Origin of the sequence: Gephyromycinifex aptenodytis, from assembly GCF_012277275.1 — a bacterium.
Classification (GTDB): Bacteria; Actinomycetota; Actinomycetes; order Actinomycetales; family Dermatophilaceae; genus Gephyromycinifex; species Gephyromycinifex aptenodytis.
In genome coordinates, this window is sequence record NZ_CP051155.1 from 1,008,538 (window position 1) to 1,022,933 (window position 14,396).

Sequence of the window (14,396 nt, forward strand, 5' to 3'; positions counted from 1 at the left end):
CCCGCGTTGCTCATTACTGCACCCGATCAGACAGGTGCGCTCTCTGACTCAGGCATGGGCTCCTGGTCGGCCTGCTCTGAGGTGTCGACCTGCAGGTGCAGGACTCCGTAGTCCCAACCGCGCCGCTTGTAGACAACGCTCGGCTGGTCGGTCTCCTTGTCGTAGAAAAGGAAGAAGTCGTGCCCCAGCATCTCCATGCTGTAGAGCGCTTGATCCAAGGTCATCGGCACGGAGACGTGCACCTTCTCGCGAACCCCGATCGGAGAATCGCCTTCGGCGGGGATGCGGTCGGTCGGGTCGTTGGACTGCGAGCCGGGCTCGTTCGGGGCAGATTCGCTACCGCCCAGGGTGGCCACCTGCAGGTCGGCGGTGGCCTCGGCCAGATCACGGCCACGCCGCCGGGCGACCTTGCGCCGGTCACCTACCCTGCGGAGCCGCTCGGCGAGTTTGTCGAGAGCGAGGTCAAGAGCCGCGTACTTGTCATCGGCGTACGCTTCGGCGCGGACGACGGGCCCCTTGGCGAGGCAGGTGATCTCGATACGTTCGCTGCCCTTGGGTGCGTTGCGGCTCGTCTCATGGCTGAGAACGACCTCGATGCGCTGGGTGCGGGGAGCGTATTGCTCCACTTTGGCGAGCTTGTCCGTGAGCACCTCACGGAATCGATCCGAGACCTTGATCTGGCGTCCGGTGACGACGATCTCCACGGGGATTCCTCCTGCTGTCAGTGTTCCGACGGGCCGAGAACCTGCGTCTACGCGCGGCCCGAATAACGAGTCAGCACCACCCCCTCTCGCAGCCGCTCACCCCACGTTGAGGTGGCAACTGGTCGGTCGAGACGGACCGAAGAACGCCATGGGCCGGATGGGGATCCCATACATGAACGGTAGTCGACTGCCTGAGGAATAGCGAGGACTTCGCGGTGGTCTCACCAGCACGTTAGTCCGGATGATGCTTGAGATGGCGACCGGCACTGACCTGCTCACCGACAAGCAGAAGGCTCGCCTGCAGGACCGGTTCGCCGACGAGCGCCACGTCGGGTCGAGGTCACCTGGAGCGTCTACCAGCGGATGATCGCCGCCTACCGCGACCCCGACCGCGCGACCGAGAAGGCCACCATGACCGCCCTCATCGACTCCATCGCCACCGGCGTCCGCGCAGGGCTGCCTGAGGTCGCCCGGCCTGGGCCGCACCCCGGTCCGACCCGCCGACGTGCTCGCGTTCTTCGACCGGCCCGGCACGAGCAACGGCCCCACCGAAGCTCCCCTTGCGAGATCAGACGGGCAAACCGGCTCTCCCAAGTTGAGGGGGGAGGTCGAACCCCAGCAGGGGCGATGGGGGTGGGCGCGTCGGTGCCGGGGTAGACGTCGGGTCTTCCGAAGATGGAAGCTCTCACACCTCCTCGACAGGGCGGTGCTCAACCGCACGTATCCGGGCGCTGCCCAGGGGCTGACGTTCCTCACGTGCACGACCTTCCGGCGGCCGGTGTGGGCCAGGGCGCCCTGTCAGTCCCGTCCGATCAGCCACTTGGCGGCACAGATAGGTATCTGTTGGGCCTGCGCCCCGAAATGGGTCAACCGGTGGCGACGTTAGGGCGACCTCGCCTTGCAGGACCGACCCTTCACGCCTCGTCACAGTCCGAACGCGACCCCGCCACCGTGGTGGCGGACATCGAGGCGTGGCGGCGTCAGCACAAGTGGTCCGCGGCCCGGGATCGCCCACGAGCTCGCCGCCGGCGGTGTCCACCTGAATCGGCGCACCGTGGACCCGCCATCTGCGGAGCGACCCGGCGGAGCGACCCGGCGGAGCTGCTGGCACACGTCGACGACTCGATTCTGGGGAGCCTGTCAGACGGGGAGGTCTGAGCGTTCGGATCGTCAGGAGTGCTGTTGTCGCGCGTCGCCCTGTTCGCCCGGCCCGATCGACGCCGGTGGTGATGTGGCGGCAGACTGACGCCCGTGATCATCGCAGCAGCAGACGGTTCGTCCCTGTCCAATCCCGGCCCGGCAGGCTGGGCGTGGTACGTCGACGATTCGTGTTGGGCGGCTGGCGGGTGGCCCTACGGCACCAACAACATGGGAGAGCTGAAGGCAGTCCTTGACTTGCTGCAGCAGACCTCGCACGTCGCGGATGAGCCGCTGCACGTGCTGTGCGACTCGCAGTACGTCATCAATTCAGTCACGAAGTGGATGCCGGGCTGGAAGCGTAAGGGGTGGCGCAAGGCCGACGGCAAGCCGGTCATGAACCTCGAGCTCCTCAAGGACATCGACACGGCGATCACCGGTCGTCGGGTGACGTTCGAGTGGGTCAAGGGCCACGCCGGACACGACCTCAATGAGGCTGCCGACTCTCGCGCCCACGCGGCTGCCTGCGCCTTTCGTGACAAGACCGAGGTTCCCCACGGCCCGGGGTTCGGGGGTTCCGGTGCCACTAAGACCACGGCGCAGGCTGGGAGCGTGGGGGACTCACGCGCTGAGTCGGGCGCTGTGGAACCCTCCCGCACCGTTCCGGCAGGTGGCCGCTCCCCCCAGGCCGAGCCGGAACTGGACCTGTTCAGCTTCGATGAGCCCGCAGACGCGCCCGCGGCACCGGCGCCCTGGCAGGCGAGGGCGCGGATGAACGAGGTCGATGAGGTCCTCGGGCGCGAGGAGGCGTTGTTGCTCGACGCGGTGCGCTCCGATCGCGAGCGGGTCGATGCGCTGCTGCACCCGCACTGCACGGAGATCGGCGCCTCGGGGCGTCTCTGGACGCGGGATCAGATGCTGGCGTCCATTGCGCCCCTGGATGATCCGACTCAGATCGAGGTGGTGAATCTCGACCACATAGCCGACGACGTCATCCTGCTGGTCTGGCGCTCATCGGGTAATGCGACGCCCGCCTTGCGCAGCTCCATCTGGGTGCGAACCACGTCCGGCTGGCAGATGCGCTTTCACCAGGGGACACCCACGCGGCCCGCTGGATGAGGCCTTGCTTGAGGGTCAACCCTCGGTCCGACCGGGTGGGGCCAACATGCCCATCCACGCGAGCAGGCCGTTCATGTCGGTCAGCAACAGGCGGCTCTGAGCGAATCCCTGCAATAGAAAGCCTTTCAGACCGGCGTCTTTGGCGATGTCGGCGCCTTCCCGGATCCATCGCCGCGATGTGCGCCGGTGGAAAACCAGCGAAGGATCTGCACGATCACCTGTGCCGGTTCGGGGTAGCCGCCACGACAGCGGCCGCGCAGGGCCACGCCCCGGCTTGGCGCAGGGCACGAGCGCACTCGGCCAGGCTCGCGCCCGTCGTCACAATGTCGTCGACGAGGATGCAGACCGCCCCAGACACGTGCGCGGCCCGCGCCACAGCCACGGCCCCATCCAGGTTCCTGGCCCGCGCCGCACGGTCAAGACCCGAGCTGTCCAACACCCGCCGCCGATGGGTGAGCACGGGGGCGCACAGCACGCCGGGGAACCTTTCCCGCGCGAGCATCGCTGAGGCAAGCACGTTGATGGGCACTAGACCGCGGCGCCGAGTCGCGGCACGCGATGAAGGCACCGGGACCAGGAGCACCTCGCCGGTCCCGGCCCGCGCCAGCCCCGAGCGCACGGACGCTGCCAGTAGATCGACCAGCAGACCCAGCGCGTCGCGCCGCCCGCTCTCCTTGAAACCGAGGATCACCTGACGGAGGGCTCCGCCGTAGTGGGCAGCTGCCCATACCGGCGGCACGACCCCGGGCAGTTGCAGCGCGGGCAGCGGAGCCCTGCTAGCAAGAACTGCCAGCTCCACCCGGCACGCTCTACAGCACCGAGTGGCGGGCGCAGCGCAGCCGACGCAGACCGGTGGCATCGCCAGATCGACGAGCTCACTGAGGCAACCGAGAAGCTCGAGGGCAGGGGTGAGAGATCGCATCGCCCGACCATGGCAGTCCGTAGGCTGCGGCAGCCTTCACCAAGCTCGCCTGTGTACGGGACCGGCCGAGCCCGCCGCCCTGTGTGCCTCAGCCAGCCGGGACGATGATCTCGTCGATGTTGCCGCGGGACTGCCACCCGGTGCCGACCCGCCGGGAGACGGTCCCGTCCTCAGAAACCACAATCAACCCGCGAGGGCCACCCAGCGATGCGATCTGGATAGGGGTGTCCACCCCCTTCAAGGGTTCGACTCCCCCGCCCAGCGGGACGATGATCGGCGCCACCCTGCCACCGGAATGCCTACCCACCACCGCCAACGTACGGTCATCCATCCACGTCACCGCGCTGGGTTCAACGATGTCGGTCGCTACCGTCCAGGGCTGGTTCAGGCGCGCCGGGACGCCTGACTTCTTCACCACGCCGCTGACTTCCACCCTGGGCACCCCGGCTGCGTCGGTGCTCACCAGGGCCAACCGTCGCCCATCCGGGGCCGGCGCCACAGCCTGCACCTGGCGATTGACCAGCCACGGTGCGGACAGCGCGCTCGGTGCGAGGGTGAACGCACCCACCGGTCGACTCCAGACCCGCGTCGCGCCGTTGCTGCGACCTGCTACCCAGAGCCGCTGCTCGGTGTCGATGGCGGGCGCGCACAGGCCGGTGCCGAATTCCGGCACCGGCCGGGGTTGCTTGCCCTGCCACACCATGAGGCGCCGATCATCGTCGGAGACTGCGACCGTGTGGCGCAGTTCTGCCCCGATCGCCACGTGCTTCCACGTCGCCTCGATGCTGGGCAGGTGGGCGCTGGCCAGCCGGTCGGTCTCATCCGAGCGGCCCAGCCAGGTCGCCAACGGAACCGCGGTCAGTTGGGAGCCGGTGCGCTGCACCACCGTTTCCACGTTCACCCCCGCCACGGGTGAATACCCCAGCTCGGCAACCGATTTGGGTTCACTCTGGGCGCTAAGGAGCGCCAGCGGGCGTCCATCCACTCGCAGCGAGACCTCACGTACCCCAGGTACCTGACGCAGCGTCGTCAGCATCTGCGCCCACATCGCGCGGCGCTGGTCGGCCGTGGCCTCCAGTGCGCTGCGGCTGAGCTCGACCTGGGCAACCCCGCCAGTCACCGGCACCGTGTCCACCGCCAGGGTGGTTCCGGCCGGCACATTGTTCTCGACCACACCTTTGAGGTAGGTGGGAGCCTCCTCCAGCTGAGCTCGGGCCAGCGCAGTGCTCAGGCCACCGACGGTGGGAAACCAGCGGCGGTCTGCCACCAGGACCCGCGTTCTGGTATCGGCGTAGGTGACGTCGAACGGCCGGTAGGCCCGTTCGAAATAGAAGTGGCTCAGCCACAGCCCGAACTCGTTGGGAACCGCTGCGATACGCCACTGCCCGTCCACCTTGGCCAAGCGCACGTCGGCAGCGATCACCTCCCCCGCCGGCGCCGGGGTGTATCGTCCGTGCTCGTCCAGGTGGGCCGCCCCCGAGACAGCGATCCGCACCGTCGAATCACTGCTTTTCGTCACCTCCAGACTCGAGGCCGACTCATAGACCACCACGTGCGAACGCGGCGTCCAACGCTGGCTCGCCTGCGGAGTCAGATAGGCCCGGGCCGCCGCGTAGTCATCATCGGCCGACCATCCGGCGGCCAGGAAGCCAGAAACGATCTGGGTCGGCTCGGCCCCCCGCGGCGGGGCCTCGAAGCGGAACCGCACCGGGGGCAAGACGGGAGCGCCGATCTCGTGACCCTGCTCCACGGGGCTGTGCCGGGGCAGACCCGAACAGCCTGCCACGCTCAGTGCCGCCACCACAGCGGCAGCTGCGACTCGGGGCCAACGGCTCACGCCCGCTCATCCTTTGCCTGCTTCGGCTGGCTTTCCTCAGGGGCAGGAAGCCGCATTTCCTGCCCGTCTGATTGCCTCGGTTCATCCGCGCTCGCAGTGGCTTCCCGCATGGTCTGCACCACCGTTGCCCGCTCGTCCGCCCGCACCAGCTCGGCGGTCTCGGTGGCTTCACTGAGGTCTGCCGGCGTTGCCACGGCGCGTGGTTCGGCCTCATCGCCGCCCTCGTCGCTGTCCGCTGCTGCTTGCTTGGTCGCTGTCGTCAGCCGTAGGTCACGCAGCGGCAGCGGTGAATGGGTGAGGCTGTCGGCGGCGATTCGAGGCAGTGTCAACCGGAAGCGGGCGCCCTGGCCCGGTTCCCCCCAGGCTTGCAGCCAACCCCGATGCAACCGCGCGTCCTCAAGCGCGATCGCCAGCCCCAGGCCGGTACCGCCCGTGGTGCGCTTGCGTGAGGGATCAGCGCGCCAGAAACGGTTGAACACCAGCGCAGCCTCGCCGGGGTTGAGACCGATCCCGTAGTCGCGCACCGCCACGGCAACCGACGTCGGGTCAGAGGCCATCTCGACCCGCACTGGTTGGCCCTCGCCATGCTCGACCGCGTTGACGAGCAGGTTGCGCAGAATACGTTCCACCCGCCGAGCGTCCACGGCAGCGATCCGCGGTTCCTGATCGCCGGACACCGTCAAGACGCTGCCCTTGGCGGCCGCCAACGTCTCGACCGAGGTGAGCGCCCGCGCCACCACCACCCGCAAGTCCACGTCTTCCACGTCCAGGACTGCGCCGCCGGCGTCGAAGCGGCTGATCTCCAGCAAATCCGAGAGCAATTCCTCGAACCGCCCCACTTGGGCGTGCAGGAGTTCGGTGGAGCGCGCCACCACCGGGTCGAAACTCTGGCGTTGGTCGTGGATGAGTTCGGCAGCCATCCGAATGGTCGTCAACGGAGTGCGCAATTCGTGCGAGACATCCGAGACGAAGCGCTGCTGCACCCGCGAGAGGTCCTCTAATTGGCGGATCTGGGCCTGCAGATGGTCGGCCATCCCGTTGAACGCCATCGCCAGGGCAGCGATGTCGTCCTCACCCTTGACCAGCATTCGTTCGTTCAGGTGGCCCGAGCTCAACCGGCCCGCGACCTCAGCCGCCTGACGCACCGGGTCCACGACGATCCGCGTCACCACAAAGGCGACAAGACCCACCAAGGCGACCAACGCGATGGAACCGACGACGAAGACCCGCCACACCAGCGCCATCGTGCGCTGTTCGCGTTCCAGGGGGAAGACGTAGTACAGCTCGTGCGCGCCGACCTCGGGCAGCATCACCTGGGAGCCGACCACGACCGCAGGAACCTGTTGTCCGTTCATCGGGACTGGAACGATCTGCACCTGCTGGTGAGCGGGGTCCTTGGCGATGGCTTGGCGTAGCTCGTCGGGCAGGATGCTGGGGTCCAAACCGGTGTAGAAGGTCGGCACCCGGGTCGGTCCGTTCCGATTATCCACCGCGCGGGTCAGGATGAGTTCCCGCGATTGATCCGGGGTTTGCGTCTCCTGCTGGCGAACCAGGTCATAGGTGAACTGCCGCAGGCTCTCGATGTCGGTCTTGTCGGTGGCGTCCAATCCTCGTTGCAGGTCCCGGGCGCCGTAGGCCGCTTCCTCCTTGGCCGTGGCAATCCGACCCTGAACCAGACCATCGGCGATGCGGTCGTACAGGAAAGTCTGCAGCAACACGGTGACCCCGAGGCCGAGCAGGACTGTCATGGCGACGACCCGGAAATGCAGGCTGACCCGCCACAACCGGCCCACTCGGTGCGCCCAGCGGCGCAGCAGCTGGACGAGGCGTTGCCCGCGGGCGGGCCGAGCACCCTGGGCGCTTTCCGTGGCCACGCTCGCGCCAGCAGGGGCGGATGAAGCCGGCTTGGCATCGCCCGCTCTTACGGTGGCGGCGCCGTCTGTCAGCGGCCGCGGCGCGCCAGGAGCCTGGATCTGCACCTGGCCCGTCACGACCTCGGCCGCCGTGTCCGAACGATCCCTTCGACCTCGATGCAGCATAGGCACCTGGGTTAGGCCGGCCCGGCCTTGTAGCCCACGCCCCGAACGGTGAGAACGATCTCAGGGTGCTCCGGGTCCTTCTCGATCTTGCTGCGCAGCCGTTGCACGTGCACGTTGACCAGTCGAGTGTCCCCCGCGTGGCGGTACCCCCACACCTGCTCCAGCAGCACTTCGCGCGTGAAGACCTGCCATGGCTTACGCGCCAGAGCGACCAGCAGGTCGAACTCCAGCGGGGTGAGTCCCAGCGGTTGCCCGTCGCGCTTGACCGAATGCCCAGCGACATCGATCACCAGATCACCAATGGTGAGCCGTTCGGGCTCCGGGTCGTCTCCCCGGCGCAGACGCGCGCGCACCCGGGCGACAAGCTCCTGCGGCTTGAACGGTTTGCTGACATAGTCGTCTGCACCTGACTCCAACCCGACCACGACATCGACGGTGTCGGTACGGGCCGTCAACATGACGATCGGCACCAGCGTCTCAGCCCGGAGGCGGCGGCACACCTCGATGCCGTCCATCCCGGGCAGCATGATGTCCAGAAGCACCAGATCGGGTCGGGTCTGCCGGAAAACTTCGAGCACTTCGGAGCCGTCGGCGACATGATCGACCTCGAACCCCTCGTTGCGCAGGACGATTCCCAACATTTCTGCCAAAGCGAGGTCGTCGTCGACGACCAGCACCCGTGCCTTCATAGGTCCTCCCTCAGGTCCCGTCCCCGCACGATGTTACCCACGCTGCCGCCAACCGTATGGACGCCGACCTGCCAGCGCGGCGAGCCGACTGCGCGACCAGGCCAGCGGCGCCCGCAGCTGCCGAGTCCGAGCGGCCTTCGGGTGCTGTCCATGACAACCGCACGGCGCAGCCGGGAAGCACCCCGCCTGGCCGGGCTGGGACGGCCGATCGGTACGCCCCGCCGTGGCCGAATCGAAGCCAGCCGCCCACCGAGCGAGCAACCTGCACGCACCCGATGTCATCACACCGGTTTGCGCGAAGGTGAACAGCCGCCTGCGGCGCTAGAAACGACGAGGCGGTCACCCGCATTGCGGGTGACCGCCTCGTGGTGCTGCTGCGCTCAAGACATCAGGCCCCGGTAACAGGACGCCTGGTGAACCAGAGCGCGGGGTCAGTAGTCAGTACCGACTCAGTAGCGGTAGTGCTCCGGCTTGTACGGGCCGGCCACGTCGACACCGAGGTACTCGGCCTGCGCCTTGGTCAGCTCGGTGAGCTCGACGCCCAGAGCAGCCAGGTGCGCCCGCGCGACCTTCTCGTCCAGGTGCTTGGGCAGCACGTAGACGCCGGTCTCGTAGGCATCCGGGGTACCGGCCTTGGTGAACAGCTCGATCTGGGCGATCGTCTGATCGGCGAACGAGTTGGACATGACGAAGCTGGGGTGGCCCGTGGCGTTACCGAGGTTGAGCAGACGACCCTCGGAGAGCACGATGATCGAGCTGCCGGATTCGAAGGTCCACTCGTGTACCTGCGGCTTGATCTCGGTCTTGGTGATGCCGGGCGTCTTGGCCAGGCCCGCCATGTCGATCTCGTTGTCGAAGTGACCGATGTTGCCCACGATGGCCTTGTTCTTCATCGCACGCATGTGGTCTGCGGTGATGACGTCGAAGTTGCCCGTCGTGGTGATGAAGATGTCGGCCTTGTCGACGACGCTCTCCAGCTTGGCGACCTGGTAGCCGTCCATGGCTGCCTGCAGCGCGCAGATGGGGTCGATCTCAGTGACGATGACGCGCGCGCCCTGGCCACGCAGGGACTCGGCGCAGCCCTTGCCCACGTCGCCGTAACCGCAGACGACGGCCGTCTTGCCGCCGATGAGCACGTCGGTGGCGCGGTTGATGCCGTCGATGAGGCTGTGACGGCAGCCGTACTTGTTGTCGAACTTGCTCTTGGTGACGGCGTCGTTGACGTTCATCGCCGGGAAGAGGAGCTCACCGTCGCGGTGCAGCTCGTACAGGCGGTGGACACCGGTCGTGGTCTCCTCGGTGACGCCCTTGATGTGCTTGGCGGCCTCGGTCCACTTGTTCGGGCTCTCCTGCATCGTGCGGCGCACGAGTGCCTTGAACACGCCGAACTCCTCGGAGTCCTCCTCCGTGGTGGGGGGCACGCCGCCGGCCTGCTCCCACTCGCGGCCCTTGTGGACCAGCATGGTGGCGTCGCCGCCGTCGTCGAGGATCATGTTGGCGAATTCGCCGTCGCCCCAGGTGAAGATCTCGTTCGTGCAGTTCCAGTACTCCTCCAGCGTCTCGCCCTTCCAGGCGAAGACGGGGACACCCTGGGGGTCCTCGGGCGTGCCCGCGCCTACGACGATGGCGGCTGCAGCTTCGTCTTGGGTGGAGTAGATGTTGCAGGAGGCCCAACGCACCTCGGCGCCCAGAGCCGTCAGCGTCTCGATGAGCACGGCCGTCTGAACGGTCATGTGCAAGGAACCTGCGATGCGGGCGCCGGTGAGCGGCTTGGACTCGCCGAACTCTTCGCGCAGCGCCATCAAACCGGGCATCTCGTGCTCGGCGAGGCGAATCTGGTGGCGTCCTGCTTCGTGTAGGGACAGGTCTGCGACCTTGTAATCGAAGGACATACGCACTCTTTCGTGGGTTTCGACAGTTAACGCCCGGCGACGCCCATCTGGGCCGGAGTACCTCCACCTCACTCGGCGAGCCAGGCAGCGGTCCGCAGCGGGTCATCACCCACGCCGGAACTCTCCCACCCTATCGGCCGAGGTGCTCCGGGCTCGACCCCGGAGCACCTACAGGTGTCACCTCGGCCTTGGAGACGGAGCGGTCGGGGCCCGGATCAGTCGGCTGGGCGCGCCCAGACGATGACGTTGTCCCGGTAGTGGCGCCCGGCGGAGGTACTGATCACCGGCCCGCCACAGGTAACCACGGCCAACCCCATGGGACCGGTCGCCGGAAAGTCCGGCAGATCTTCTTTGCGCGACACCGACAGGGATTGGACCACCCAGTCCAGCACCTGGCCGTCGCCGGTCGTGGTCACCAACGCATCCCCTGGCCGCACACTTGCCAGGGAGTGCAGCGCCCCGGGTTCGCCGCGAGAGTCGACGTGTCCGGCGAGCACGGTCCAACCCGGGCCCCACGGTTTACCGGAGCCATGCCATCGAGCCACCACCCGGGGGTCGCCCGGGACAACGAAATCGCCGTCGGCGCGCAGGGCCCGACCCTGCAGCGGCGCCTCGATTCCAAGTCCGGGGATGAGCAGTCGGTCCGGCCCCGGCACGGAGGGGCGCGCAGGAGCGCTGGGAACGTGAGTCGCGACAGGCGCCGGAGCTTCACGGCTGGCGGCCAGCACCGAGGCAGGCGGCAGCGGCGCGGCCGGGGCCGGGGCCCGCTGCAACCCGATAGCCACCAGCAGCCCGCCCCCGACGACCCCAGCCACGAGCAGCATCGTGACCAGTGAACGAAGCACGCCTGCTGGAGCGCTCATGCTGCACAGGTCAGCGAGTCGGGCGTCGCCCGAGGGCCAGCAATGCGCCACCGCAGGCCAGCGCGAGCAGGCCGCCGATTCCGGCCAGACGCATATCGGCTGGACTGCTTTCCTGGGGCACACCGGAGTCGATCCGGCTCGGACTCGTTGCGCCCGCCGTCACGGTCGTGGTCGCCCGCGGGGTCTGAGCCGGGCGCAGCGGGGGCGGGGGGTTCACGGTGCCCGCAGGAGTTCCTGGCGCCGTCGCGGCAGGGGTTACCACTGGGTTGATCACCGGGACCGTATTTGCCGGTGCGCTAGGCGAGGCAGGCTGAGTAGCCGTACCTGCAGGCAGGGAGGGTTCCGGCGCGGCACTGGGCGTCGTCGCGCTGCTAGTCGGCATCGACGCGCTATCGGTCGGCGTCGGAGTCGACGCGCTATCGGTCGGCGTCACAACCGTCGCCGTATCAGTCGGCGTCGGAGTCGCGCTCTCAGACGGCGTTGACGCGGTATCGGTCGGCGTCACAACCGTCGCCGTATCAGTCGGCGTCGGAGTCGCGCTCTCAGACGGCGTTGACGCGGTAGCCGTCGGCGTCACTATCGTCGCGGTGTCGGTCGGCGTCGGAGTCGCGCTCTCAGTCGGTCTCGCCGAATCATCAGTCGGCGTCGGCGTCGGCGTCGGCGGCGCGATGGTGGTCGTCGTGGGCGCGGGCGGGGTCGCCGGGGTCGTCCCTATTCCGACCCCAGAGCCACCGGCCTTGATGACCGAACTGACCGGGAAGATGGCCGATCCCCAGATCCGCACCTGCCCGGCGTTGCTGTACTCCGGCAACGAGGCATCGGTCAGGCTCGACTCGCCCAGCAGCCGCACCTTGCGGCCGACCTCGGCCGCGTCCGGGCGCAGGATGACCTGCACCTGGCTCGGGCTGCAGGTCTTGTCATACCGGTTGGTGGGTACGAATTTTTCGTCGCTCCACTTTCCGTCGGTGAGGTTCCCGGTGAACAGGTTGATCTGGGCGCAGTCGATCGCCTGCCCAGCCCCGGGGGTGTCGGTGATCTCATAGGTCTGGCCGACCATGTTCTGACTCACGACCGGCCCCTCGATAGCCCACAGCAGTCTCTTGGCCGTGACGCCGTTGGACTTCCAGTCTTGCCACTTGCTCGCGATGCCGCCGGTGTCATCGACCGGGCCGACGACGCTGACCTTGTCGGTGACGACGGAGCTGCCCACGTCGAAGCTGAGGGAGAGTTCGTCCCCCACTTGGACCTTGTCGCTGAAGCGCACCCAGAACCACGCCGAGCCGTGAACCCCCATGTGACTTTCCGCGTAGGCGGTCAGGGTGAAGGTGGCTACGCCGTTGTTGACCCGGGCGTGCGCCACGGTCTGCCCGGCGGGGTCGATCAGCGGGAAGGTCAACCCGTTGGTCGCCTCCAGTTCAGCGGGCAACGCCAGGGTGAAGGTGTCACCGGCCTTGCTGGCGTTGGGGACCCGCCAATCCATGTTGAGTTTGAACTGTTCCCAGCGGTTGATCTGCGTCTTGTCGATACGGACGTCGGTGACCGCGTCCGGGATGATCGCTGCGTCGGCAGCCGACCCGGCTATTCCGAACGACATCGTGAGGAACAGGGCCGAAACGAGGCGTGCGGACTGGGTAAGTCGACGCTGGTTGACTGCGTGGGTGGTCATCTCGGTCTGTCTTCTCCTTGGCGAACCCCCAGGCCGTACCGCGGCCGGTCGGGAGCGCAGGCAAGATCACCAGCCCTCATCGAGAGAATAAGCGCACCGCGGGAGCGTGCAGAAGGCGAAAACTACTGCTGCTGTAAAGGATTCGGCATATCTACGTAAGATCTAGGCCCAGCAGAGCGTTCTCTACGACCTCGGTCAGCGCCGGGTGAATCCACATCTGGCCCCGTGCCACCTGCTCCACCGTCAAGTCGAAACGCATCGCTTGCACGAGCAACTGGACCAGGATTGATGCCTGGTATCCCATGATGTGCGCGCCCAACAGACGCCCCGTTGCCTTATCCGCCAACACCTTGCACACCCCCGAGGTGTCCTCGGTCGCCCAGCCGTAGGCCACGTCACCGTAGGCCTGCACCTTGACCGCATAGTCCACCCCCTGCTCGTCCAACTCGTCCTGGGTGGCACCGACCGTAGCGATCTGGGGGTGGGTGAAGACCGCAGCCGGCACGAAGGATTCGTCAAAAGAACGCAAATCCTGCGGATGGGCCAGGTTGTGAGCTACCACCCTTGCCTCATGGTTGGCCACGTGCTTGAGCTGGAAATCGGAGGAGACATCGCCTAGGGCCCAGACACCCTCAACGTTGGTTCTCCCATGTGCATCGACCTTCACTCGCCCGTCGGGGTGCATCTGCACCCCGGCAGCAGCAAGGTCGAGGTCTGCGGTGCTGGGAGCGCGTCCCGTGGCCACCAGCAGTACAGCCTGTGTCACGGTCGTGCCATCACTCAGTTCTACGTTCGCCAGGTTGCCCTCGGCGGCGCTGGCATCAGTGACCTCGGTGCCGAAGCGGATGTCCCAGTGCTTCTTCGCCTCATCTGTGAAGCGATGGGAGATCTCGGAATCCAGATGCCGCAGCAACTGCTGGCCTCGAACCACGAGCGTCACCTGAACGCCGAGCGCAGCGAACACATGGGCGAATTCGCAGGCGATGTAGCCGCCGCCGACGATGACCATGCGCTGGGGTAGTTCCTCCAGACGCATCACCGTGTCCGAGGTGTGCAGCGGGGCCCCGGTGTTCTGCAGTTGGGTAGGAATGCTGGGGTGGGTGCCGGTCGCAATCACCACTTGGTCGGCCTCGACCAGCGCAGTGCCGCCATCGTTCAGGGCGATCTGCAGCGTGCGGGGGCCGGTGAAGCGCGCCCGCCCCAGGTAGGCCGTCGTGTTCTCCCCGTTGAGCCGGTACTGCTTGCCGCCCTCAGCGATGGGGTCGATCCGCCCGAACACCCGCTCACGGATGTCCTTCCAGCGCACCTCATCAAGGGTGGAATCGATGCCGTAGCGCTGTGAGTCGCGGATCGTGGTGGCGACCTCGGCCGCGTAGACAAACATCTTGGTCGGGATGCAGCCGACATTCAGGCAAGTCCCCCCGAAGGTGCCCGATTCCACGATTGCGACACGGCGGCCATCGAAATCCGGAGTGACAAGAGAGTTACCAGATCCCGATCCGATGATTGCCAGGTCAACGTGGTCCAC

The 14,396-nt window shown here is 67.2% G+C and carries 10 protein-coding genes; 1 reads left to right on the plus strand and 9 read right to left on the minus strand.

Annotated features, from left to right (window positions below; genetic code table 11):
* Positions 1-26: 26 nt before the first annotated feature.
* Complete coding sequence (gene hpf / locus G9V96_RS04255; protein ID WP_168581920.1) at positions 27-704, minus strand: ribosome hibernation-promoting factor, HPF/YfiA family; 678 nt, start codon at positions 702-704, stop codon at positions 27-29.
* 1,251 nt (positions 705-1,955) lie between these two features.
* On the opposite strand from hpf, the gene G9V96_RS04260 reads away from it, so the two are divergent.
* A complete protein-coding gene (locus G9V96_RS04260; RefSeq protein ID WP_168581921.1) occupies positions 1,956-2,960 on the plus strand; it encodes a ribonuclease HI family protein in 1,005 nt (334 codons plus the stop codon).
* Between the two features lie 214 nt (positions 2,961-3,174).
* On the opposite strand, the gene G9V96_RS04265 is transcribed toward G9V96_RS04260, so the two are convergent.
* From G9V96_RS04265 to G9V96_RS04300, 8 genes are all read right to left on the minus strand, one after another.
* Positions 3,175-3,759 carry a ComF family protein gene (locus tag G9V96_RS04265; protein WP_168581922.1) on the minus strand — a complete coding sequence of 195 codons (585 nt, stop codon included), beginning with the start codon at positions 3,757-3,759 and terminating at the stop codon, positions 3,175-3,177.
* 211 nt (positions 3,760-3,970) lie between these two features.
* Complete coding sequence (locus G9V96_RS04270) at positions 3,971-5,719, minus strand: LpqB family beta-propeller domain-containing protein (protein ID WP_168581923.1); 1,749 nt, start codon at positions 5,717-5,719, stop codon at positions 3,971-3,973.
* Positions 5,716-7,593, minus strand: a complete 1,878-nt coding sequence (gene mtrB / locus G9V96_RS04275; protein WP_226913466.1) for an MtrAB system histidine kinase MtrB — start codon at positions 7,591-7,593, stop codon at positions 5,716-5,718. The genes G9V96_RS04270 and mtrB overlap by 4 nt, the downstream gene beginning before the upstream one ends.
* Before the next feature lie 176 nt (positions 7,594-7,769).
* On the minus strand, positions 7,770-8,447 hold the full coding sequence (gene mtrA / locus G9V96_RS04280) for an MtrAB system response regulator MtrA (protein WP_168581924.1): 678 nt from the start codon (positions 8,445-8,447) through the stop codon (positions 7,770-7,772).
* Between the two features lie 449 nt (positions 8,448-8,896).
* Complete coding sequence (gene ahcY, locus G9V96_RS04285) at positions 8,897-10,339, minus strand: adenosylhomocysteinase (protein ID WP_168581925.1); 1,443 nt, start codon at positions 10,337-10,339, stop codon at positions 8,897-8,899.
* Between the two features lie 215 nt (positions 10,340-10,554).
* The gene (locus G9V96_RS04290; RefSeq protein WP_168581926.1) at positions 10,555-11,202 is read right to left on the minus strand and encodes a class F sortase; all 648 of its coding nucleotides are present in this window, start codon (positions 11,200-11,202) and stop codon (positions 10,555-10,557) included.
* 10 nt (positions 11,203-11,212) lie between these two features.
* Positions 11,213-12,868, minus strand: coding sequence for an Ig-like domain-containing protein (locus G9V96_RS04295; protein WP_168581927.1), 1,656 nt, complete (start codon positions 12,866-12,868; stop codon positions 11,213-11,215).
* A gap of 151 nt (positions 12,869-13,019) precedes the next feature.
* The gene (locus G9V96_RS04300) at positions 13,020-14,396 is read right to left on the minus strand and encodes a mycothione reductase (protein ID WP_168581928.1); all 1,377 of its coding nucleotides are present in this window, start codon (positions 14,394-14,396) and stop codon (positions 13,020-13,022) included.